This is a genomic window from Flavobacterium arabinosi, from assembly GCF_048158725.1.
Taxonomy (GTDB): domain Bacteria; phylum Bacteroidota; class Bacteroidia; order Flavobacteriales; family Flavobacteriaceae; genus Flavobacterium; species Flavobacterium arabinosi.
Window position 1 is genome coordinate 59,009 of sequence record NZ_JBLNKX010000006.1, and the last position, 21,276, is coordinate 80,284.

The 21,276-nt window shown below is 36.8% G+C and carries 14 protein-coding genes; 9 read left to right on the forward strand and 5 right to left on the reverse strand.

All coding sequences use genetic code 11. The features are described from left to right. The first annotated feature begins 4 nt into the window (after positions 1-4). Positions 5-2,638 carry an alpha/beta hydrolase family protein gene (locus ACM55K_RS12910; protein ID WP_416850683.1) on the forward strand — a complete coding sequence of 878 codons (2,634 nt, stop codon included), beginning with the start codon at positions 5-7 and terminating at the stop codon, positions 2,636-2,638. A gap of 104 nt (positions 2,639-2,742) precedes the next feature. Here ACM55K_RS12910 and ACM55K_RS12915 read toward each other — a convergent pair whose 3' ends face one another. From ACM55K_RS12915 to ACM55K_RS12930, 4 genes are all read right to left on the reverse strand, one after another. Beyond that, on the reverse strand, positions 2,743-3,018 hold the full coding sequence (locus tag ACM55K_RS12915; RefSeq protein WP_416850684.1) for a DUF6520 family protein: 276 nt from the start codon (positions 3,016-3,018) through the stop codon (positions 2,743-2,745). A 100-nt stretch (positions 3,019-3,118) separates the two neighbouring features. After that, positions 3,119-4,630, reverse strand: a complete 1,512-nt coding sequence (locus tag ACM55K_RS12920; RefSeq protein WP_416850686.1) for a MauE/DoxX family redox-associated membrane protein — start codon at positions 4,628-4,630, stop codon at positions 3,119-3,121. A gap of 161 nt (positions 4,631-4,791) precedes the next feature. Further along, positions 4,792-5,709 (reverse strand): helix-turn-helix domain-containing protein, encoded by a 918-nt coding sequence (locus ACM55K_RS12925; RefSeq protein WP_416850687.1) that lies wholly within the window; start codon positions 5,707-5,709, stop codon positions 4,792-4,794. Between the two features lie 36 nt (positions 5,710-5,745). Next, the gene (locus tag ACM55K_RS12930; protein WP_416850689.1) at positions 5,746-6,210 is read right to left on the reverse strand and encodes a DUF7793 family protein; all 465 of its coding nucleotides are present in this window, start codon (positions 6,208-6,210) and stop codon (positions 5,746-5,748) included. Between the two features lie 165 nt (positions 6,211-6,375). On the opposite strand from ACM55K_RS12930, the gene ACM55K_RS12935 reads away from it, so the two are divergent. Beyond that, the gene (locus ACM55K_RS12935) at positions 6,376-8,799 is read left to right on the forward strand and encodes an aminotransferase class I/II-fold pyridoxal phosphate-dependent enzyme (protein ID WP_416850691.1); all 2,424 of its coding nucleotides are present in this window, start codon (positions 6,376-6,378) and stop codon (positions 8,797-8,799) included. A gap of 179 nt (positions 8,800-8,978) precedes the next feature. Here the strand turns inward: ACM55K_RS12935 and ACM55K_RS12940 are convergent, their stop codons facing one another. After that, positions 8,979-9,269 (reverse strand): hypothetical protein, encoded by a 291-nt coding sequence (locus ACM55K_RS12940; RefSeq protein ID WP_416850693.1) that lies wholly within the window; start codon positions 9,267-9,269, stop codon positions 8,979-8,981. A gap of 667 nt (positions 9,270-9,936) precedes the next feature. Between ACM55K_RS12940 and ACM55K_RS12945 the strand changes: the two genes are divergently transcribed. The 7 genes from ACM55K_RS12945 (at position 9,937) to ACM55K_RS12975 (ending at position 21,269) form a co-directional block, all read left to right on the forward strand. After that, positions 9,937-10,329 carry a plasmid mobilization protein gene (locus tag ACM55K_RS12945; RefSeq protein ID WP_416850694.1) on the forward strand — a complete coding sequence of 131 codons (393 nt, stop codon included), beginning with the start codon at positions 9,937-9,939 and terminating at the stop codon, positions 10,327-10,329. Beyond that, the gene (locus ACM55K_RS12950) at positions 10,314-11,624 is read left to right on the forward strand and encodes a relaxase/mobilization nuclease domain-containing protein (RefSeq protein WP_416850695.1); all 1,311 of its coding nucleotides are present in this window, start codon (positions 10,314-10,316) and stop codon (positions 11,622-11,624) included. The genes ACM55K_RS12945 and ACM55K_RS12950 overlap by 16 nt, the downstream gene beginning before the upstream one ends. A 17-nt stretch (positions 11,625-11,641) precedes the next feature. Beyond that, positions 11,642-13,627: a conjugal transfer protein MobC gene (gene mobC / locus ACM55K_RS12955; protein ID WP_416850696.1), complete on the forward strand. Its 1,986-nt coding sequence runs from the start codon at positions 11,642-11,644 to the stop codon at positions 13,625-13,627. A gap of 274 nt (positions 13,628-13,901) precedes the next feature. Next, positions 13,902-17,129, forward strand: a complete 3,228-nt coding sequence (gene hsdR / locus ACM55K_RS12960) for a type I restriction-modification system endonuclease (protein WP_416850697.1) — start codon at positions 13,902-13,904, stop codon at positions 17,127-17,129. A gap of 198 nt (positions 17,130-17,327) precedes the next feature. Beyond that, entirely contained in the window at positions 17,328-18,308 is a 981-nt protein-coding gene (rhuM, locus tag ACM55K_RS12965) for a RhuM family protein (protein WP_416850698.1), read from the forward strand. A gap of 46 nt (positions 18,309-18,354) precedes the next feature. Beyond that, complete coding sequence (locus ACM55K_RS12970; RefSeq protein ID WP_416850699.1) at positions 18,355-19,815, forward strand: class I SAM-dependent DNA methyltransferase; 1,461 nt, start codon at positions 18,355-18,357, stop codon at positions 19,813-19,815. Next, a complete protein-coding gene (locus tag ACM55K_RS12975; protein WP_416850700.1) occupies positions 19,815-21,269 on the forward strand; it encodes a restriction endonuclease subunit S in 1,455 nt (484 codons plus the stop codon). The genes ACM55K_RS12970 and ACM55K_RS12975 overlap by 1 nt, the downstream gene beginning before the upstream one ends. Positions 21,270-21,276 lie beyond the last annotated feature (7 nt).

Below are 21,276 nucleotides of genomic sequence, written 5' to 3' on the forward strand. Positions count from 1 at the left end.
TCTTATGAAAAATGAAAATAGATATGCGTTACTGTTCGTTTACCGCCACTTCTTCCGAATGATTGGGCTATTGTTATTTTTGGTTTCCAATCTCGCCATAGGACAGATAAATGACAAGAAGCAGCTGACTGCTGCTGATTACCCGCTATGGGGGAAACTTGGACCACAACAGCTTTCGGATAATAGCCAATGGATGAGCTATAGTGTAAGGTATGAATCGCATCAGGACACTTTATTTGTCCGTAATAGCCAAACATTAAAAACGCATGTTTTTCCAAAGGGGAAAAATGGAAAATTTAGTAAAGATGATTTTTTTGCCTATTTTTCTGCTGCAAATACGTTAGAACTGGTCGATTTAAAAACGGATCAGGCAACGGTATTTCACAATGTGACGGATTACCTTTTCACCGATGACAACCGCTATCTTATTCTTACCGTCCATGATGAAAAACAGCAAAAGGTCGTGATCTGTGAAACCAATGGGCATTCCCTTAAAAGCATCGATAGCGTCCTTTCTTTCACATGGAGTACCGATCAAACTATGCTGGGCATAATCACTAAAAGCAAAAAAGGGACTGTTGCGGAATTAGTCTTTTTGCAGGAGCACTTCAGACAATTAAAAATAGCGGAGAGCCAAGATGAAAACTTTGAAAAAATAACATGGAGTAAAAACGCCAAAGCACTGAGCTTTTATGGCTCCTCTTTAGCCAATCCGCTAAATCCTACACTTTATCACTTTACGATCGCCCAAAAGAAGTTAGGGGTTTTTGACTCCAGCCGTGCTGAATTTCCCAAAGGAATGCACTTGTCCAATGATGGAGCTCCGGTGGCTTTATCGGATGATGGAAAAAGAGTGTTTATGAAAATTTGTAAAAATGAGGTGGCTGTTACTGCAACTGATACTGCAATGGTTTGGAATACAACCGATCGTCAATTGTATCCCGAGCGAAAGCAAATGGAAAATCCCGTTTTTTACTCGGTATGGTGGCCGAAAACTAATCGCTATTTACAAATTACCGATGATGTATTATCCGGAATGATGCTCAATGGTAACCAAAGTGTGGCCCTTTTATTTGATTTTGAAGCCTACCACCCCCAATTCAAAGAAAATAGTGATGTAACTTCCTGGCTGCTGGATCTGAATACAGGTCAAAAGCAACTTTTCCTGAAAAAACATCCCGGTACGGATAGTGCTATCCTTGCTTCCCCCGGCGGTGGGTATTTTAGTTATTTCAAAGATGGAAACTGGTGGGTATACAATATTGCCAAAGCCACGCACACTAATATTACCCAAAACAGGGCTGTATTTTCAGAGCAACCCTTTGTTGTGCAGGAAGATGCTGAGCCTTTTGGTCTTGCAGGCTGGAGTTTGGAAGACAAGTCACTCTTGCTCTACGACCAGTTTGATCTTTGGGAAATTACTCCTGATGGCAGCAGTGCCAGTCGTTTGACTACTGGAAAGCAAAACAGTCTTGTTTATAGAATAGCGCTGCAAGAGCAAGCGCAACGCAGTGCTTCCAATTACAGCGGTATGACCAGTGCCTGTTTCAATTTGAACGAAAACCTCATTTTGAGGGCTCATAGCGCCGATTTTACCGCTAGCGGCTACTATTCATGGCAGCGTGCTGCAGGTTTACAGTCCCTCGTATTTGAAGAAAAGCAAATTAATTATTTGATTACTTCCAAAAAGGGAAACGGCTATGTGTACCGGGAAGAAACCTTTGAGCACTCCCCTGCGCTGATTTTTAAATCAGATGCTCAGGCAGTCCCAGAGCTTATTAGTCAAAGCAATAGCCAACAACAAAAATATTTGTGGAGTACCGCACAAAGTATTACCTATACCAACAGTTCCGGTACCCCTTTGCAGGGTGTACTATTTTACCCCACGGGTTATGATCCGCAAAAAAAATACCCAATGGTGGTTCATATATATCAGAAACAGTCGCAAGAATTACACTGGTATGTGTATCCTTCACTGCATAATACGAGAGGATTTAATGTTCGTAATCTAACCACGCAGGGCTATTTTGTACTATATCCCGATATCGTTTATAAAGAAGGTCAGCCCGGGCAATCAGCAGTGGATTGCGTTTTGGCAGCCACAGCTGCGGCGCTTTTGAAAGCGTCTATTTCACCTGACCGTATAGGTCTTATCGGTCATTCCTTTGGGGGTTATGAAACGAACTTCATCATCGCGCATAGCAATAGATTTGCAGCTGCTGTAGCGGGGGCTGGCGTAGCGGATCTAACGAGTTTTTATTTGCAGCTTAACGGCGCAGCGGGTAAAGCGAATTACTGGCGTTTTGAATTCCAGCAGTTCCGAATGGCAACATCGTTATTTGAAAACAAACAGGGCTATTTGGACAATTCACCCGTACTTGAGGCTGCAAATGTGAATACGCCCCTTTTGTCCTGGTCAGGAGATGCCGATCCACAGGTGCATTACTTACAAACTGTACAATTTTTTATGGCTTTAAGGAGACTGGAAAAACCATGTACGATGTTACTCTATCCAAATGAAGGGCATGCATTAGCGGAGCGGATGAATCAGCAGCATTTAACGCAACAGATTGAAAGATGGTTTGACCGTTATTTAAAGAAAGAGGTTCCGGTCGATTTAAAGTCGCCCCCTAATTGAAGATAAACCGATGTTAATTTCTTAAAAAAAACAATGCGGTTTCTATTTTACAGAAACCGCATTGCCATCGGGTATTTCCAAAGCTTATGATTGTTATCTTTTAGCTATTGCTTGTAAAGTATAACATTACAAGTTGCAGCATTAGGATTGGTTTTACCAAACAATTGTTGTTCTTCCAAACCGACTGTACAAATGTCTCCAATTGCATCGGAACACTGATTAGAAATATTACATGCCGATGAGGGACTAGTATGTGTGTATCCTTGCTTAATAGCAAATGCTTTTGAATTTTTATTCATGGCATTTGAACTGAAAGCGCCGGTTACGGCAACTGCAATGACTGCCATTGGCAGGATCATTTTCAAAATTTCTGTTTTCATAATAATAAAATTAAAAATTGATGATCTACTCTATAAACAGGTTTTCGATCGTATCCCTGATACTGCGCGGTATAATTTTAGACAGATGGAACTCCTGTCTTTATTTTTTGAGATTGCTTTTAAAGAGGTTGTTCAACTTGTAAATGACCAGATGTGTGCCTACGATTGCGAACAGTTGATTGCCTTGAACGATAAAGCTTTTCATTTTTTCTTTCTTTACATTGTATATAGGAAAACTAAAAAGGTAACTGTTGTTAAAAAGGTCATAGACATCAATTATAGTTGCCGTTTCCCATAATGATATTGCTTCATATTTTCCAGGTAATGCTGACGCCACATACAGCAGATTATTGTGAACAGCTATTGCTTTATTAACCACAAAAGGAGGGGCGGACATTTTTCGTTCTTTGGATCCAGGCAGGTATTTTACCTGTATTTTTGCTTTGCTGAATGTATCGATAGTTTTACCCCGAGTAACAGCTGAAAGGTTTTGGTCGGCAGTTATAAACTGGTTCCGGTACTTGTAGAGGTAGACGACACTATGCATTACTTTGTCATATTTAAGCATACCGTCTGTATCAAATATCCCGTCGATTTGTTTTTCCAAAAGTTTCGGTTTAAAGTCTGTGGTGTTTTCTGTAGCAAGTTTAAATAGGCCTAAGATATTTTCTCCGGTTTTAGGAGCAAAGGCACGGAAAACAACTGTATTAATATCTACAGGTTCTGCCAGCGTATATCTAATTGCTATTGGTGCTTGCAGTTTAGCTTTCCAATTGGCTGTTTTGCCTTTATAAATACAGGGAACGGTTCCATCGAATAGGTAGAAAGAGGAATCAAGAACACGCATTTCGGCACTACGAAAAGAAAAATCGACTTTATCTAGCTGAATATTATGTTTCTTAATTGCTTTTAAAAGAGTGTCCGCTACCGTAATTTGGAAAGGCGTTGTATAATTACCGAGATAAATTTTTCCAGGATTGCTTCCTGCAAAATAGTAAGAATTGTATTTAAGATCCAGCTGTCGTATTTCAGTTGCGGGATAATGAGGAAAGCGTCTGATAAAATTGTTACGATGGTGGATAATGTCTTCCGATAGTACAAAAAGCAAAACTACAACGGCAATACTACTAACCAATAGGGCTGGAACTGTAATAAAAATAGTGTTGCGTTTTCTTGTATTGCTTGCTGTTTTGGTAGGGGTCAGCAGCAGAATGCCAATAAGGGCTAGTAAGACAAACACACTATTAAACACCAGATGTTCTGTCCAACCCAATTTCTCAAGAATCCCACCGCAGGAACAAGGAATAAAGGAACTAAAATTTAAGATAATAACGATATAGGCCGTAAACATAACCATTAGGCTGAAAGCTGCAAACAGCCCAACTAACCGATATCTTTTAAATAGCAGAGTAATGGCTATCAAAATTTCTGCAGTTGGGACACCCCATGAAACCATACCAGCAAAAGCACTCAATAAAGGCGATTGTCCCAATTGCACTTGAAAGTTTTCAAAATCCAAAAATTTGCTTACCGCTGCATAAATAAACAATAAAACATACAGCAGACAAATCGTTTCTATACTAATACCTTTTATGTGTTGAGTAGATTTCATGTCGTAAAGTGATTTGATATTAGTTATGTAAAATTCTTAAAACAGAATAATATAAGTATTATCAAATCAGGACATTGACTTATCAAATCAGGATTTTTTTATTTCAATAAAGTCCAAAATTTATTTTATGAATATCTCTAACACTAAATAAATGCGGAAGCTTATAGTACTGCCGTTTGCCTTTTGAGGTCTGTTGGAGGATGACCAAATTTAATTTTAAAAGCTCTTGAAAAATTCGGGTAGGTAGAAAAACCAGCCATAAGAGCAATCGTTTTTAACGGTATTTTGGTTTGCTGTATGAGAAGTTGTGACCGCTTAAGTCTTTCATTATTATAAAATTGCTGTATGGTCATTTTAAATAAATGTCTAAAGCCATTTTTTAATTTATACTCATTAGTACCAAAAAGACGGGAAAGTTCTTTTAAGGTTGGTAAAGGGGAGTCCATATTGGCCAATATATAATCATAAACTGCTTGTGTTGTTCTTACATCCAAATAGTTGCTAATCTTCTGTTCTTCAACAGTAAAACTTTTCTTTGCTGTCGTCGACTTTTTCATTGTTTCTATGATCGCGGAAAAGAAAGCAATAACAAGATCGGTACTTTGGCGGAGCTTTGAAATGCTACAGCTTGCTGGAACGACTAATTTTTCAACGGTGACAAATTCAAGCGAAACAATTGTCTGATAGGATTCATTCTGTAATATTTCGTTCCTCACAGTCTCCCATAAGGATATCGATTCATTTGTAAGAAGTGCTGTAAAATCCAGTTCCAGAAGTTCTTTGGGATTAAATCCCAAAAGACCAGTAGCGTTACCACTAAAGTCTTTTATAATACATTTATTATCCACGATTAAGGTGCTTTGAACTACGTACTGATAACTATGGTGAGGATTGACAAAGCCTGCATGGAATGCAGACTCCTTCATTTCTTCTGCCATCCAATTCACCAGGACGCTCACTACTTCTACTTCGTCCTCATTCCCAGTCCTTGGTATGCGGTAGGCAAAATTCCCTTCTGCCATCTCCAGAATCATCTGGTAGACAGTATTCATACGCTTTTGATCTATTTCCTGATACATATTCGATTGAATTAAATTGTTACAAATTTTTTACTCCTAGACGAAAGCTTTCAAAAATTCCAATGCAGCTGACTTATCAGTAAATACCCTTGTCGGTACCTGAGGCTTGCTGATTTTAAGATAAAATGAAATCATTAAAATTGACATACTTCGGTGTGCTACTACACCGACGGCTTTAGTCAGAAGGGAACCATGTTGAGCCAAATAATCTCTGGCGGCTTTGTCAGAATCTGCGATGCCTCTTATGTCGCATAAAACCGGATAGGCTTTTTCCTTTTGCATTTGTATTCTGTCTGCTACAACAAGCTGCGCTGCCGCTAAATCAATGACAACATCTGGCTTGTACTCAAAAAAAAGCATCTGTTCACTAATCCAGAATATGGCAAATTCATTTTCAAAATACCCATCCATAGTTTCTGATCTTTTATTATGACCTGCCAAATTAGCAATTACTTTTCTATCGTTAGTTACCAAAAAAAGGTAAAATATAATGGTAATCAATCATTTTTTGTTAAGCTTATCAATTCAGGATTATTACTTATCAAATCAGGATTATCTACTAGGTAACTTCCTTTCTACTCTTTTAAAATCAGAACTTTGACAGTTTTAAAATCTCTAATATAGATTTTAAAAATCATACTATTTAGTAACTAAAATGGAGCAATTATGGCAAAAATCAAACACAATAATTTTATCGATACTGTAGATGAGATGTTATCCACAGCAAAAAAAGAAGGGACTATCCATCTCTATGCGGAAGACAAAATACTAAGAGGGCGTACCATTCAAATTAATGGAAAACAGATGTCTCATTTTGCCACTACCAGTTATCTTGGATTGGAGTATGACCATCGATTGAAAGATGCTGCAATTTCGGCTATTACAAAATACGGTACCCAATTCCCCCTTTCTAAAACGTATATTTCTCATCCGTTATATCAGGAACTGGAAACTAAAATTGAAGCTATGTATGGCGTGCCTGGAATTGTAACCAAGAATAGTACCCTTGGACACTTCGCGGTGATACCAACTGCGATAAGGGATGAAGATGCAGTGCTATTAGATCATCAGGTACACTGGAGTGTCCAGAACGCCTGCCAGCTTTTAAAATTAAGAGGCATTCCTGTTGAGATGATTCGGCACAACAACCTGCAAATGCTAGAAGACAAGATAAAAGAATTGTCATCCAAATGCAAAAAGATATGGTATATGGCCGATGGTGTTTATTCCATGTTTGGCGATTATGCGCCCATAGCAGAGCTACTGCAACTATGCAAAAAATACGCGCAGTTGCATCTCTATTTTGATGATGTCCATGGAATGAGCTGGAAGGGAAAAAATGGCACAGGATATGTCCTTGACATTCTAAAAGAATTACCGGAAAACATCCTGATTGTAGGCACGCTAAGCAAGACATTTGGTGCCAGCGGAGCAGTATTTATGACCTCCGATACTAAATTGCGTGAACGAATTAAGAATTTTGGAGGGCCGCTAACTTTTTCAGCCCAACTGGAACCCGCATCAGTGGCTGCAGCATCGGCTTCAGCCGATATACATCTTTCTACTGAAATCATTCTTTTGCAGGAAGAACTATCGCAAAAGATTGGGTATTTCAATTCGCTTATTAAAGCAACGTCGCTTCCAATGGTAGCCCCAAATAATTCTCCTGTTTTTTTCCTTGGAACAGCAATGCCATTGACTGCCTATCGATTGGTGCAACGCCTTTTCAACGAAGGCTATTTTGTTAACCCGGGACTTTATCCGGCTGTCCCTGTAAAAAATTCGGGCATCCGTATTACCGTTTCCCGTAATAATCAAAGAGAAGATATCAAGGGACTTGTTCAGGCTTTGGAATACCATTTTCCAAAAGCACTGGAAGAAACTTCCAACACGCTGCATAAAGTTTCTATAGCATTTGGTATTGCTGAAATTTTGCAGAAAAAGGAAAAATTGATTCCGCAATCGTCGCTTGTTATTCAATATGAAACGTCAATAAAACAAATTGATAAACAGACTTGGAACAGACTTCTGGGTCGGCAAAGTACATTTGATTGGGATGGACTTTATTTTTTGGAAGATGCTTTTAAAAATTCCACAGATCCTGAAAATAACTGGAGCTTTCACTATTACATAATCAGCGATGCAACTAACGTTCCGCTACTAGCCACTTTCTTTACCTTTGGGTTATGGAAAGACGATATGCTTGCCCCCGAGTCTGTTTCACAGCAGCTTGAAGAAAAAAGAATCCGAGATCCTTTCTACCTGACTTCAAAAGTTTTAGGTATGGGTTCGCTTTTCACTGAAGGAAATCATTGTTACCTAAACAAGGCACATCCTTTGTCTGAAAATGCAATCGCATTACTTTTAGAACAGATCGAAATGCTGCATCAGAATTTAAATGCAGACATGCTGGTGCTACGGGATTTTGATGAAGATGTAGCACTGAATCGCATCTTCCACAATCATGGCTTTGTAAAAATAAACATGCCCGAAACCTGCATCATCCAAAATGTCGGTTGGAATACCATGGAGGAGTTTACTTCTACCCTCTCCGCCCGTTCAAAAAAGCACTTTACCAAAGAGATTTTACCTTTTGAAAAAGCATTCGACATCGTCATAAAACAACAATTGACAGCCGATGAACTTGCGCAAGGGTATCAGCTATACAAGAATGTAAAAAACAATAATTACGCCGTTAATACTTTTACGTATTCAATAGAAGTCTTTAAAAAAATGGTCGCTAATCCTCATTGGGAATTCATACTGCTGCATCTAAAAGATAACCAAGAGTCACAAAATGAAAGTCCTTTGGTCGGAATTCTTTTCTGCTACAAAAACTCAGGTCGAACCTATGTTCCCTCTTTAATTGGTATGGACTATACTGTTCCTAAAAAACTCAGCTTATACCGCCAACTTTTATTTCAGGGGATTAAACGGGCAAAGGAACTGGGTTATAAAAGAATTGATTTTGGAATTACGGCAACATTTGAAAAGAGAAAACTGGGAGCCAAAGTGATTCCAAAAGTAGCTTACATTCAGGCAAAAGATAATTTTTCTATGGAATTTATGGGTACACTTCAGACCAAATAGAATGTATTCCGGTTAGAAAAAACAAAGTCAATTTATCTTGCTATTCTTTTAGCGGAGTGCTAAAGCAATACCGGGATTTTTTAATACTACGATTTATAAATATTATATTAAAAATCGCCAATCATTATCCTGAGTAACACATTTTATATCTGCTCAATAATTGACTGGCGGCTTTTTCTCTACTTCCCGTCGCCCAGTGTAGTAAGCTTTTCCTTCAATTCTATAAGCCCGGCTTTCTGCAGGCATTCGTCTGCTACCACTTTTAATTCCTGTAAACTCTCTTCAGTAACACTACCCAATAGTGACAACGATTTGTCGTCATCTTTAGCAGACAAACCACGTTCAATAACCTGGTTTAATAACAGTACATTTTTTCGTGAAATTTTCAAATCTATCTTCACCATCTCATTCATCCCAGGCGTGCTCAATATCGTATCAAACACTTTGGCCACATCATTTGTTGTAAGCATAATTTTCACGTTTTAATTAATAATTTACTACTAACAAAGATAAGAGGTATGTTCTAAATTATCATGGGCAAAATATACCTATGATAGGTGAGATTCATACTGCTTACTTAACTTCGCATCTGATTGAAGTAAGGAATTTAAAAACGCATCGTTATAGATACTTTTTTTCTTTAAAGACAGTAACCAAAAACCTTCCCGAAAACAGTCAGGACTTTGTTACTTTAAAATCAATTTCCTGCTTTGAAAGAGCACGCCATTTGATCGAAAATTGTGAACCAAACCAGTTATGTGATTGTTAGGATACACCAGTACAAAATTATGCTCAGCGTGCACTTTCCTTGAGTACTAAATACAGAGATGAAAATACGATTTGCAAAAACTATAAAATTTTAATGATTAATCAGTAGTCTATATTAATCTTCGAAATACCGTTTTTACTATATCCGATTTTAAAAAGAGACTATAAATGACAAATCTGCTTTTTATGCATTTTAGAACTATTGAAAAGTCTAATAGACGATTAAAGTATCAGGAAGATTGCCACGTTCCTGCAATCGGCCAGATGTCCGGTTGTATCACAACCGAATCTGTCTGCCTGATCACTCGGGACTCGTGGGCAGTGACACTGAAAAATGAAAAAGAGTTGTAAATATGAAAATGACAGATGATGGAAGAGCAAAACAACAACCGCACCAAGTGGCTACATTTACGTTTGAAGCCTGATGAATATCAGAAAATATACAAAAAATTTAGTAAGTCAACCTGCCGAAAACTGAGCGAATATGCCCGTAAAAATCTTCTGGACAAACCGGTAATAACTAATTATCGTAACCAATCTCTCGACGAATTTATGTCGGAAATAATACGGCTGCGAGGGGAACTGAATGCCATAGGAAACAACTTCAACCAAGCTGTTAAAAAGCTACATACCCTTCAGCAAATTCCTGAATTTAAAGACTGGATTATCAGCTCTGAACTGGAGAAAAAAATCCTTTTAAACAAGGTTGAAGAAATCAAAAAATACATCCAAAAAATTTCAGAAAAATGGTTGCAATCATAAAGACAGGACATTCAATACATACCATTTTCAACTATAATGAAAATAAGGTAAAGCAAGGTGTCGCAGAATGCATCGGCGAAGGAAATTATCCTGTTGATGTGGATAAAATGAACGGTACTATGAAACTGAATAGGTTTCTGAAACAGGCTTCCTTGAACGACAATGTAAAGCGAAACAGCGTGCACATCTCATTGAATTTTGATCCTTCAGAAAATCATTCGAAAGAGAAGCTGATGGATATAGCTAATACATATATGAAAAAAATAGGCTTTGGAGAACAACCTTATTTGGTATACCAGCATCACGACGCAGGGCATCCCCATATCCATTTGGTTTCTTTAAAAATTAGGGCGGACGGAAGTAGAATCGACATGCAAAATATCGGTAGAAACCAATCTGAAGTGGCAAGAAAAGAAATCGAAAAATCCTTTGGGCTCGTAGTGGCCGAAGGACGAAAAAATAAACTGAACATCGAACTCCAGCCTATTAGTGCAGGAAAGGTTCGATATGGACGAATTCAATCCAAAAAAGCAATTGCAAATGTATTGAATGAGGTACTTTCTTCGTATAAATATGCCAGCCTTGCAGAACTCAATGCAGTGTTACAGCAATACAATGTTTTGGCAGACAGAGGCAATGAAAACTCTAGAATATTTCAAGGAAAAGGATTGGTCTATCGGATACTGGATGAAAATGGCAAACCGATTGGTGTGCCCATAAAAGCCAGTGACTTTTATAACAAGCCAACACTGAAGTTTTTAGAGGGAAAATTTGTATCCTGTCCTACTGGTCAGACTTCCGCTAAAAGCAGGGTAAAAAACGCTATTGATATGGCATTTTTAGGAACGCAACTATCACTTACGGAAATGGTGCAGCTACTGGAAAAAGACGGAATCAATACTGTTTTTAGAAAAGGTAATGAAGGGCTGCTTTATGGGATTACCTACGTAGATCATACTACAAAATGTGTTTTTAACGGTAGTACGCTGGGTAAGCAATACAGTGCTAAAGCAATACAGGAACGATGTGGATTTAGTAGTGTAGTAAAACAAAAAATGACAGGTTTAAATAGTGAAAAATTACAGGGAATCAGAGATGAAACACCTAATTCGGAAATCATTGCAGCTCTGTTTGGTGATGATTTCCAGAATAATAAATACGTTGGATCCGATACCATAATGGGACAACTAGCGGATATGCTATCGCAATCTGAATATGCAGCGAATTACGTTCCAAACCAACTTAAAGGGAAGAAGAAAAAGAAAAAAAGAAGAGGACAGTCCAATAATCAATAAAACTTGAAATTATGACTATGCAAACCGGAGAAAACGAACAGGCATTGAGGAAAATACTCGACATGACCAGGCTAATCAGTATCATTATTTTAGTGATTCACTTTTATTATTATTGCTATGCTGCTTTTAAGCAATGGCATCTTGTGAGCGAGTTCAGTGATACGATTTTAGGCAACATCCAAAACACTGGATTGTTCAGCAATTTTCATAAATCCAAACTCTTTGCATTGGGATTTTTAATAATTTCCTTAATTGGTGCGAAAGGTCGTAAGGACGAAAAACTGAATCATAAAACAGCCTTTGCTTATATTATTACGGGCATCCTCATTTACTTTATCAGCTACCTTACATTATTCCTGAAAATAGAAATAGTACAGGCAGCAATAATATATATGTTTATTACTTCTGTTGGTTGTCTTCTTGTGCTTTCGGGTGGTACATTACTATCGCGTATTATAAAAAACAGCCTTAACGACAAAGATATTTTTAATACGGAAAATGAAACTTTTCCACAGGAAGAAAGACTATTGGAAAATGAGTATTCCATCAACCTGCCAGCCAGATATCATTTAAAGGATAAAGTAAGAGACAGTTGGATAAACATCATTAATCCTTTTCGGGGATTGTTGGTTCTGGGTACTCCTGGTTCCGGAAAATCGTACTTTGTAATTCGGCATGTGATTACCCAACATATTAAAAAAGGGTTCAGCATGTTTGTTTACGATTTTAAATATCACGACCTATCTAAAATTGTCTATAATACCTTTGAAAAATACAAACACGTTTATAAAATAACTCCCAAGTGCTACTTTATAAATTTCGATAAAATCATGCACCGTTGTAACCCACTAGACCCCCAAAGCATGGAAGATATTACAGATGCTTCCGAGTCCGCACGAACCATTTTAATGGGGCTTAATCGGGAATGGATCAAGCGTCAGGGAGATTTTTTTGTAGAATCTCCTATCAACTTTTTATCAGCTATTATATGGTATTTGAAACGGTATAAAGATGGGGAATTTTGTACCCTACCTCATGTAATTGAATTAATGCAGGTCGATTACGATAGCTTGTTTACATTGCTTAGGACTGAAAAAGAAATTGAGGTACTCATCAACCCATTCGTGAATGCCTATCTTAACGATGTGATGGAACAATTGGAAGGGCAAATTGCTTCGGCAAAAGTTGCAATGGCAAGACTTTCCTCTCCCCAACTCTATTATGTATTATCGGGAAATGACTTCACTTTAGATATTAATAATCCTGATGAACCTAAGATTATATGCATGGGTAATAATCCGCAGAAAATACAAATTTATGGTGCCGTTCTATCACTATATGTGAACAGGCTTGTAAAGCTTGTCAACAAAAAAGGCAAGATGAAATCCAGTCTCATCTTTGACGAATTCCCAACAATATACCTCAATAATATGGACAGTCTAATTGCAACTGCACGAAGCAATAAAGTGGCCACCTGTCTGGGCATACAAGACTTTAGTCAGCTACGTAAAGACTATGGACGTGAACAAGCTGATGTGATTATGAATATCACTGGAAACATTATCAGTGGACAAGTCACCGGCGATACATCCAAGCAATTATCGGAGCGTTTTGGGAAGATTATGCAGGATCGCGAAAGCCTTTCGATCAATAGTGGTGATACCTCAATTACCCGTTCAAAACAGCTGGAGTCCGCAGTACCACCTTCTAAAATTTCGGCTTTGAGCTCAGGTGAGTTCGTAGGTATGGTAGCTGATGATCCCGATTGCAAAATTGAATTGAAGACCTTTCATTGTGAAATTGTAAACGATCATGAAGCGCTTAAAAAGGAGGACGATAATTATAAAGAAATACCTCCTGTACGCAAACTTGACAACACAATGATACAACGCAATTACTTGCAGATAAAACAAGATATTCAGGATATAATTCATTCTGAAATGGAACGACTAATAGACCACCCCAAACTAGCTTATTTGATAATAAAGAAAAATAAAAAATAAAAATTTAAATATAAAAATAATGATTCAAGAACAATCACTGATACTATTCAATTAGTAAAACAATCCATATCAAAAAAAGTCGCATGATTTGCAAAGCTATATTGATATTCCTAATTCATAAATATTGAAAAACAAAAATGTTAAGTCTACTAATTTATTTAATTTAAAAAAAAGATACTCCCTTTACTGTTTTACGTATTCTGCACGAAATTATTTTCAATACCTTAGCAACTATTAACTCTTTAATTAGATTCTGATTTTTTAAATTAAAAAGATGATTTCAAAATTCTCATTTCTACAAATAAATTATCCTGAATTATTCACAATTAGTGAGTTATCTGAAAAATTAATACATATTGACCCCAGTTCATCAGTATCAAAATCCCGATTATTTTCGGAGAAATTGGCTGTTTTAATATGGCAATTTGAGGATTTAGGCTCTTTTGATGGAGTTCAAGTAGAACGTATCAATCAATTATACTACAAAAACTGTATTCCTGATGTGATTAAAGATATTTTTCATGCTATTAGAAAGTCAGGAAATAAAGCTAGTCATGATGGAAGTGGTTCTCAATCGGAAGCATTGTTTATTTTGAAAAAAAGCTTTCAATTGGCTCAATGGTTTTATGAAACCTACGAAAATGAATATATTGAAACTACCGAATACCAACTCCCAAAGGATGATCAAAAAGTTAGTTTAGACAAACTTAATGCAGAGTTAGAAAGATTATCAAATCAAGTAATCAATTATCAGGCAAAAATTGCTGCCATTAATGCTACACCTGAATTAGTTACTGAACGACAACAACGCGCTATAACTAATGCCAACAATATCGGTAAAACCGAGGCAGAAACGCGCGCCATTATCGATGAACAATTGCGGGAAGCAGGATGGGAATGTGATACGGAAATCATCAATTATAAAATAAAAAAATCATTACCGGAAAAAGGAAAAAATAAAGCGATTGCAGAGTGGGCTTGCAACGGCAAATGGGCTGATTATGCTTTATTTATTGGCACAAAACTATATGGAATTGTTGAAGCTAAAAAATTTGCTACTGATATTTCAACAAATTTAAATCAATCCAAAATGTATGCTGAGCATGTACATCATCAGGAATCTTTTCAGTTTTTAGTCCCAACGCTTTGGGATCAGAGTTCCTATAAAATCCCTTTTCTATTTTCGACAAATGGACGGAACTATTTAGAGCAAATTAAAACTAAAAGCGGGATTTGGTTTCTTGATATTCGCAAAGAACACAATCGTGCTGAAGCATTGCGAGGTTGGTTCTCTCCAGAAGGATTGGTCGATTTATATGAAAGAGATATAGTAGTTGCCAATACCCGTTTACAGGAAAGTGATTATGACTATTTGCAGAAACAAAGCGGATTGGGTTTACGCTATTATCAAATTGATGCCATAAAAGCGGTTGAGGATAAGATAATAAACCAACCCCAAGACAAACGTTCTTTGCTGGTTATGGCTACCGGAACCGGAAAGACCAGAACGGTTATAGGCCTAGCCTATCGTTTTATAAAATCGGATCGTTTCAAAAGAATATTGTTTCTTACCGACAGACGATTGCTCGCCACCCAAGCATTAGGGAATTTTATGGATAACAAAGTTCATGATTTAAATACTTTTGGGAACGTTTACAACATAGAAGAATTGAAAACGATTGTTCCTGATTCAGAGACCCGTTTGCATTTTGCAACCGTACAAAGTTTAGTCAAACGTCTTTTTTATTCCGAAAATGACATATTACCCATTGATACATATGATTGCATCATTATCGATGAAGCGCATCGAGGGTATAATTTGGATAAAGAAATGGACGAAGGAGACTTGTATTTCAAAGATGAAAATGATTACGTAGGGCAATACAAAAGAGTCATTGAATATTTCAACGCTTACATTATTGGATTAACGGCTACTCCAGCATTACATACAACTCAAATTTTCGGAAACGCGGTTCATAATTACTCGTATCGTGAAGCAGTTGTTGATGGTTTTCTTACCGATCACGAACCGCCGTTTATTTTGAAAACCAAGTTGAGTGAAGAAGGTATTTTATGGAAAAAAGGGGAGAAACCAAAAGTCTTTATTGCCGAAACCAATACAATCGAAGAATTAGCCGAGCTCGAAGACGAATTGCATCTTGAGATTGAGCAATTCAATAAAATGGTGATTACCGAGCCTTTTAATAGAACCATTATTAAACAATTGGTCCAGGAATTAGATCCTGAAAGTGACGAAAAAACATTAATTTTTGCCGTTCGAGATAGTCATGCCGATTTGATTGTGGAATTGTTATATGAAGAATTTGCTGCTATCGGTCTGGATGTAGCACCAGGTGTTATAGAAAAAATTACGGGTAAGGCTCATGACGTAGATAGTTTGGTAAAACGATTCAAAAATGAAAAGTTTCCAAACATTGTGGTTACGGTCGATTTATTGACCACCGGAATAGACGTGCCCCAAATTACCAATTTGGTTTTTATTCGTAGGGTACGTTCCCGTATTTTATTCGAGCAAATGATTGGTCGTGCCACTCGTTTATGTCCGGAAATTGACAAACAATTTTTTAGGATTTACGATGCCGTCCGGGTTTATGAAGCTTTAGAGCCATACACGCAAATGAAAACGGTTTCCAATCCTTCTATTTCTTTTACTAAATTGATCGAAGAATTAGATTTTATTGATACTCCCGAACGTGCTAAAAAACAATTGGAACAGATTATCGCCAAATTGCAACGCAAGAAGAAATCGATAAAAAATGAACAACTAGATCAGTTCATGTATATTGCCAAAGGCGATAATCCGGAGGATTTTATAGAATTATTGAAAACTATTGATGGCGAGAATGCCAAAGCAGTACTGGCCGAATATTCCAGTTTATGGCAATTTCTAGACGAAAAAATATACCAACCCAAAATCCAATTGGTTTCAGAGCATCACGATGAAATTATTGGTATTGATCGTGGATATGGCAAAGCTAATAAACCCGAAGATTATATAGAAGGCTTCAAAAAATTTATCGAAGAGAACCGTAATAAAATCATAGCACTGAATGTAGTATGCACCAAACCTTCTGAATTGGACAGGAAATCATTGAAAGAATTAAAAATGATGTTAGACCAAGAAGGATACAACGCCATGACGTTACACACAGCTTGGAAAACGACCAAAAACGAAGATATTGCAGCCGACATTATTTCGTATATAAGAACAATGGCTTTGGATACTGATTTGATAAGCCACGAACAGCGCATAGAAAATGCCATTAACAAAGTAAAAATGCTAAAACCTTGGAATAAAATCCAACAAAAATGGATCGAACGTTTTGAGGCGCAATTGCTAAAAGAAACGGTTTTGACCAAAGAAGATTTGGATGCCAAACCTTTTAGCGATGATGGCGGTTTTACCCGTTTGAATAAGATTTTCGATAATGAGTTGGAAAATATTTTAGTGTTCTTGAATGATAATTTATATACAGCATAAAGCAAATTAGAGTGCAACTAAAAGACACAGGTTAAAAAAGGTTAATGGAAGAATTCAAATACAGTTCAACTTGTGGAAAATTTGCAACAGTTCAAAAAATAGAATTTATAAAATGTAATATCTGCACATTGCACTCTTCATGATGAACCAAAAGGGAAAAACAATGAAATTTTTAGTATACTTTAATATTGCTTCTTAATGAGTGAAATAATAATATATAATTCCGCAGAAAATCTAACTCAAATCGAGGTAACTTTTGATAATGAAACTGTTTGGTTGTCACTTAATCAGATTTCAACTCTTTTCGGAAGAGATAAATCAGTAATTTCCAGGCATTTAAAAAACATTTTCGAAAGCAAAGAGTTAAATAGAGTTTCAGTTGTTGCAAAAAATGCAACAACTGCCACTGACGGAAAAACATACGAAGTTGACTATTTCAACCTCGATGTAATCATATCGGTGGGTTACCGAGTTAATTCCAAACAAGGCACGCAATTTCGTCAATGGGCAACCCAACGATTAAAGGATTATTTGGTTCAAGGATATGCCTTAAACGAAAAACGATTGCAAGAAGCAACCGGCAAATTTGATGATTTGCAACGTGCTATAAAATTGGCTGTACAAGCAGGGAATATAGAAACCCTATCCTCCGTTGAGGCAAAAGGCATTCTGGGCGTTTTAGAACAATATGCTTACGCTTTAGAAACCTTAGACAAATACGATCACCAAAAGCTTACCATAGATATTCCTTTTGAGGAAGAGAAAATTCAAAAACTCACTTATGAAAAGGCAATAAAAGAAATAATAATCTGGAGAGATTTTCAAAAAGCGGGTCATTTATTTGGCAACGAAAAAGATCAATCGTTTAAAAGTTCGCTGGAAACTATTTATCAAACTTTCGATAGTGTAGATTTGTACCCAACTATCGAGGAAAAAGCAGCCAATTTGCTATATTTTATTGTAAAAAACCATTCTTTTTCCGATGGAAATAAACGAATTGCCGCAGGACTTTTTATCTATTTTTTAGACTTAAATAACAGATTGCTAAATGATTTAGGAAACAAAAGAATTGGCAATAATGCCTTAGTAGCCATAACGATCATGATTGCCGAAAGTAAATCAGACGAAAAAGACATGATGATCAAATTGGTGGTTAATTTAATAAATAACAAAAACTAAACGGTTTAACAATATTAAACCTTAAACTTTAAATAAAAAAAATAGAATGAGCGCAGAAGAAATTGCCAATAAACTATGGAACCTTTGTAACGTATTACGTGATGACGGAGTTACCTATCATCAATACCTTAATGAGTTAACTTATATATTATTCCTAAAATTATCTGAAGTAAAAGAGTTCGAGGAGCACATTCCTGAGGAATACCGTTGGCAACGTTTTGTAAAAGAACACGACAATGCCGAAGCCTTTTTGCGTTACCGTAAATTCTTGGCTGAGGTGAGTTCAATGACCACCAGCGACAGTATAAAGGAAATATACACCGATGCTTCCACGAGTTTACGTAAACCCGTAAACTTTAATACACTGGTGCAAGCCATTGACAAACTCGATTGGTACGAAGAAAACGACCGCGATGTCATGGGTGATATTTACGAGAGTTTACTGGAGAAAAATGCCGGTGAGAAAAAAAGTGGCGCTGGACAATATTTTACCCCTCGCCCACTCATTAACATCATGATCGATTTGGTGGCTCCCAAAATTGGTGAACGCTGGAATGATCCTGCCGCAGGAACTTTTGGGTTCATGATTTCGGCAGACCATTATTTGCGTGCTAAAAATGATAATTATTACAATCTAAACGATAAAGATCGCAAGTTCCAAGAAGAAGAAGCCTTTTCTGGGGTAGAACTTGTAGGCGATGCGCACAGACTGGCGTTGATGAATGCCCGTTTACACGGCATGGAAAGCCGTATTTACCTGAATGATACTTTGACCGAATTTGGTAAAACCTTAAAAGATTTTGATGGCGTTTTGGCCAATCCTCCATTTGGCACCAAGCAAGGTGGCGAACGCCCCACGCGGGATGATTTTACGTTCCCGACAGCCAACAAGCAATTAAACTTTTTGCAACACATTTATCGTAGTTTAAAGAAAGATGGCAAAGCCCGTGCAGCAGTAGTCCTACCTGATAATGTACTCTTTGAAGATGGCGATGGACAAAAAATACGCCGTGACTTGATGGACAAATGCAACTTGCACACCGTATTACGTTTACCAACAGGAATTTTCTATGCCGCAGGTGTAAAAACCAACGTACTGTTTTTTACCCGTGGCAAAACTGAAGTCAACAATACCAAGAACGTTTGGTTTTATGACATGCGTACCAACACGCCCAACTATGGTAAGCGTACGCCATTTACCGAAAAAGCCTTTGAAGATTTTGTTTTGGCCTACACAGGTGGAATTCCTTTTGATGCCGTTGAAGCAGATTATAATGGTTTGATAAGCGATGAAAAACGAAAAACGATACAAGACGAGCGATGGACGTGTATTTCTCGTGAAGAAATTAACAAAAAGAACGACAGTTTGGATTTGGGATTAATTGCGGATAGTACATTAACCAACAGCGACGATTTAGGCGAACCGATTGACATAGCCAAACAAGCTTTGAAAGAATTGCAAAGCATTACCGAGCAGTTGAATGCAATGATTAAAGAATTAAATTAATGGGAGAGCAATTGCCAAAAAAATGGACTATTGTTCCATTAGAAAAACTTGGAGAAGATAAGTATTATGCTATTGGAGATGGTGATCACGGGCAAATTAGGCCATCTGACTATAGAAATTTAGGAATTCCATATATTAGAGTTGGGGATTTAGATTGGGGATTTTTTAAAGAAGATAAATTAGTTTATATTTCTGAAGAAGTTCATAATAAAAATCTTAAAAGTGAATTATTACCGGGAGACATTCTTATAGCTAAAACCGGAGCAACAATAGGAAAGTGTTGCATTGTTCCAAACCATATTAAGAAAGCAAATACAACTTCATCGGTTGGTAAAGTTTCAATAAATAAAGATTTAACTTCCAGTAAATGGATATTGTATTATTTTCTGTCTCCTGATTTTTTTAAACTAATGTGGAGTCATAGCCATAGAACTGCACAACCTGGTTTTAATATTATTGACATTAAAAACTTTCCTGTTCCTCTACCACCATTACTCGAACAAAACCGAATTGTCACAAAGTTAGACACGCTTTTTGCCCAACTTGAAAACATAAAAACCAGTATGGCAAACATTCCTTTATTGCTAAAGAATTTCCGTCAGCAAGTGCTTACGAAAGCCGTTACTGGGAAATTGACTGAGGAATGGAGGAAAGGGAAAGAGTTGGAAGAATGGAGATATGAATTAGCCCAAGATTGTTGTGAAAAAGTTCAAAGCGGTGGTACACCTAAAGGAAGTAATTTTGATACTTCAGGAATTCCATTTTTAAAAGTTTATAATATTGTAAATAACAAAATTGATTTTGAGTATAATCCTCAATATGTATCTGAGTCAATGCAAAATTCTCAAATAAAAAAGTCAATTACTTTTCCTAGTGATGTCGTAATGAATATAGTTGGTCCACCATTAAATAAAATTGCTATTATTCCTAACGATTATCCAGAATGGAATTTAAACCAGGCAATAACATTATTTAGAACTAAAGAATATTTATTGAATAAGTTTTTATATTATTTCTTTTGTGAAGGGAGTTCTGTGAATAGTTTAATTAATGAAACAAAGGGAGTTGTGGGACAAGTTAATATCTCTCTCTCTCAATGTAGAAATTTTTCAATTCCAGTTCCATCACCAAAGGAACAACAAGAAATCGTCCATCGAGTAGAAAGTCTCTTTGCAAAAGCGGAGGTAATAGAACAACAATACAAAGCTCTTAAAACAAGTATAGATACTCTACCGCAAGCATTGCTGAATAAAGCATTCAAGGGCCAGCTGGCGCCGCAGTTAGAAAGTGATGGAGATGCAAGGGATTTGCTGGAGAAAATACAAAAATTAAAAACGACAACTGGAAAAGTAATTAAAAACACAAAACTTGAGAAATTAAAAGAATTTAATAAGAAAATGAAAAACTATCCGCAGAGCGAAGGTGTTTTGGTTATGGTTGCGGAAGACAAATAAAAATATT

What these genes read in the sequence shown, in the direction of transcription:
- ACM55K_RS12925 (WP_416850687.1), bottom strand. Translation starts at nt 5,709, where the DNA reads ATGTATCAGGAAATAGATCAAAAGCGTATGAATACTGTCTACCAGATG.
- rhuM (WP_416850698.1), top strand. Translation starts at nt 17,328, where the DNA reads ATGAGTGAAATAATAATATATAATTCCGCAGAAAATCTAACTCAAATC.
- ACM55K_RS12910 (WP_416850683.1), top strand. Translation starts at nt 5, where the DNA reads ATGAAAAATGAAAATAGATATGCGTTACTGTTCGTTTACCGCCACTTC.
- ACM55K_RS12945 (WP_416850694.1), top strand. Translation starts at nt 9,937, where the DNA reads ATGGAAGAGCAAAACAACAACCGCACCAAGTGGCTACATTTACGTTTG.
- mobC (WP_416850696.1), top strand. Translation starts at nt 11,642, where the DNA reads ATGCAAACCGGAGAAAACGAACAGGCATTGAGGAAAATACTCGACATG.
- ACM55K_RS12975 (WP_416850700.1), top strand. Translation starts at nt 19,815, where the DNA reads ATGGGAGAGCAATTGCCAAAAAAATGGACTATTGTTCCATTAGAAAAA.
- ACM55K_RS12940 (WP_416850693.1), bottom strand. Translation starts at nt 9,269, where the DNA reads ATGCTTACAACAAATGATGTGGCCAAAGTGTTTGATACGATATTGAGC.
- ACM55K_RS12950 (WP_416850695.1), top strand. Translation starts at nt 10,314, where the DNA reads ATGGTTGCAATCATAAAGACAGGACATTCAATACATACCATTTTCAAC.
- ACM55K_RS12920 (WP_416850686.1), bottom strand. Translation starts at nt 4,630, where the DNA reads ATGAAATCTACTCAACACATAAAAGGTATTAGTATAGAAACGATTTGT.
- ACM55K_RS12970 (WP_416850699.1), top strand. Translation starts at nt 18,355, where the DNA reads ATGAGCGCAGAAGAAATTGCCAATAAACTATGGAACCTTTGTAACGTA.
- ACM55K_RS12935 (WP_416850691.1), top strand. Translation starts at nt 6,376, where the DNA reads ATGGCAAAAATCAAACACAATAATTTTATCGATACTGTAGATGAGATG.
- hsdR (WP_416850697.1), top strand. Translation starts at nt 13,902, where the DNA reads ATGATTTCAAAATTCTCATTTCTACAAATAAATTATCCTGAATTATTC.
- ACM55K_RS12915 (WP_416850684.1), bottom strand. Translation starts at nt 3,018, where the DNA reads ATGAAAACAGAAATTTTGAAAATGATCCTGCCAATGGCAGTCATTGCA.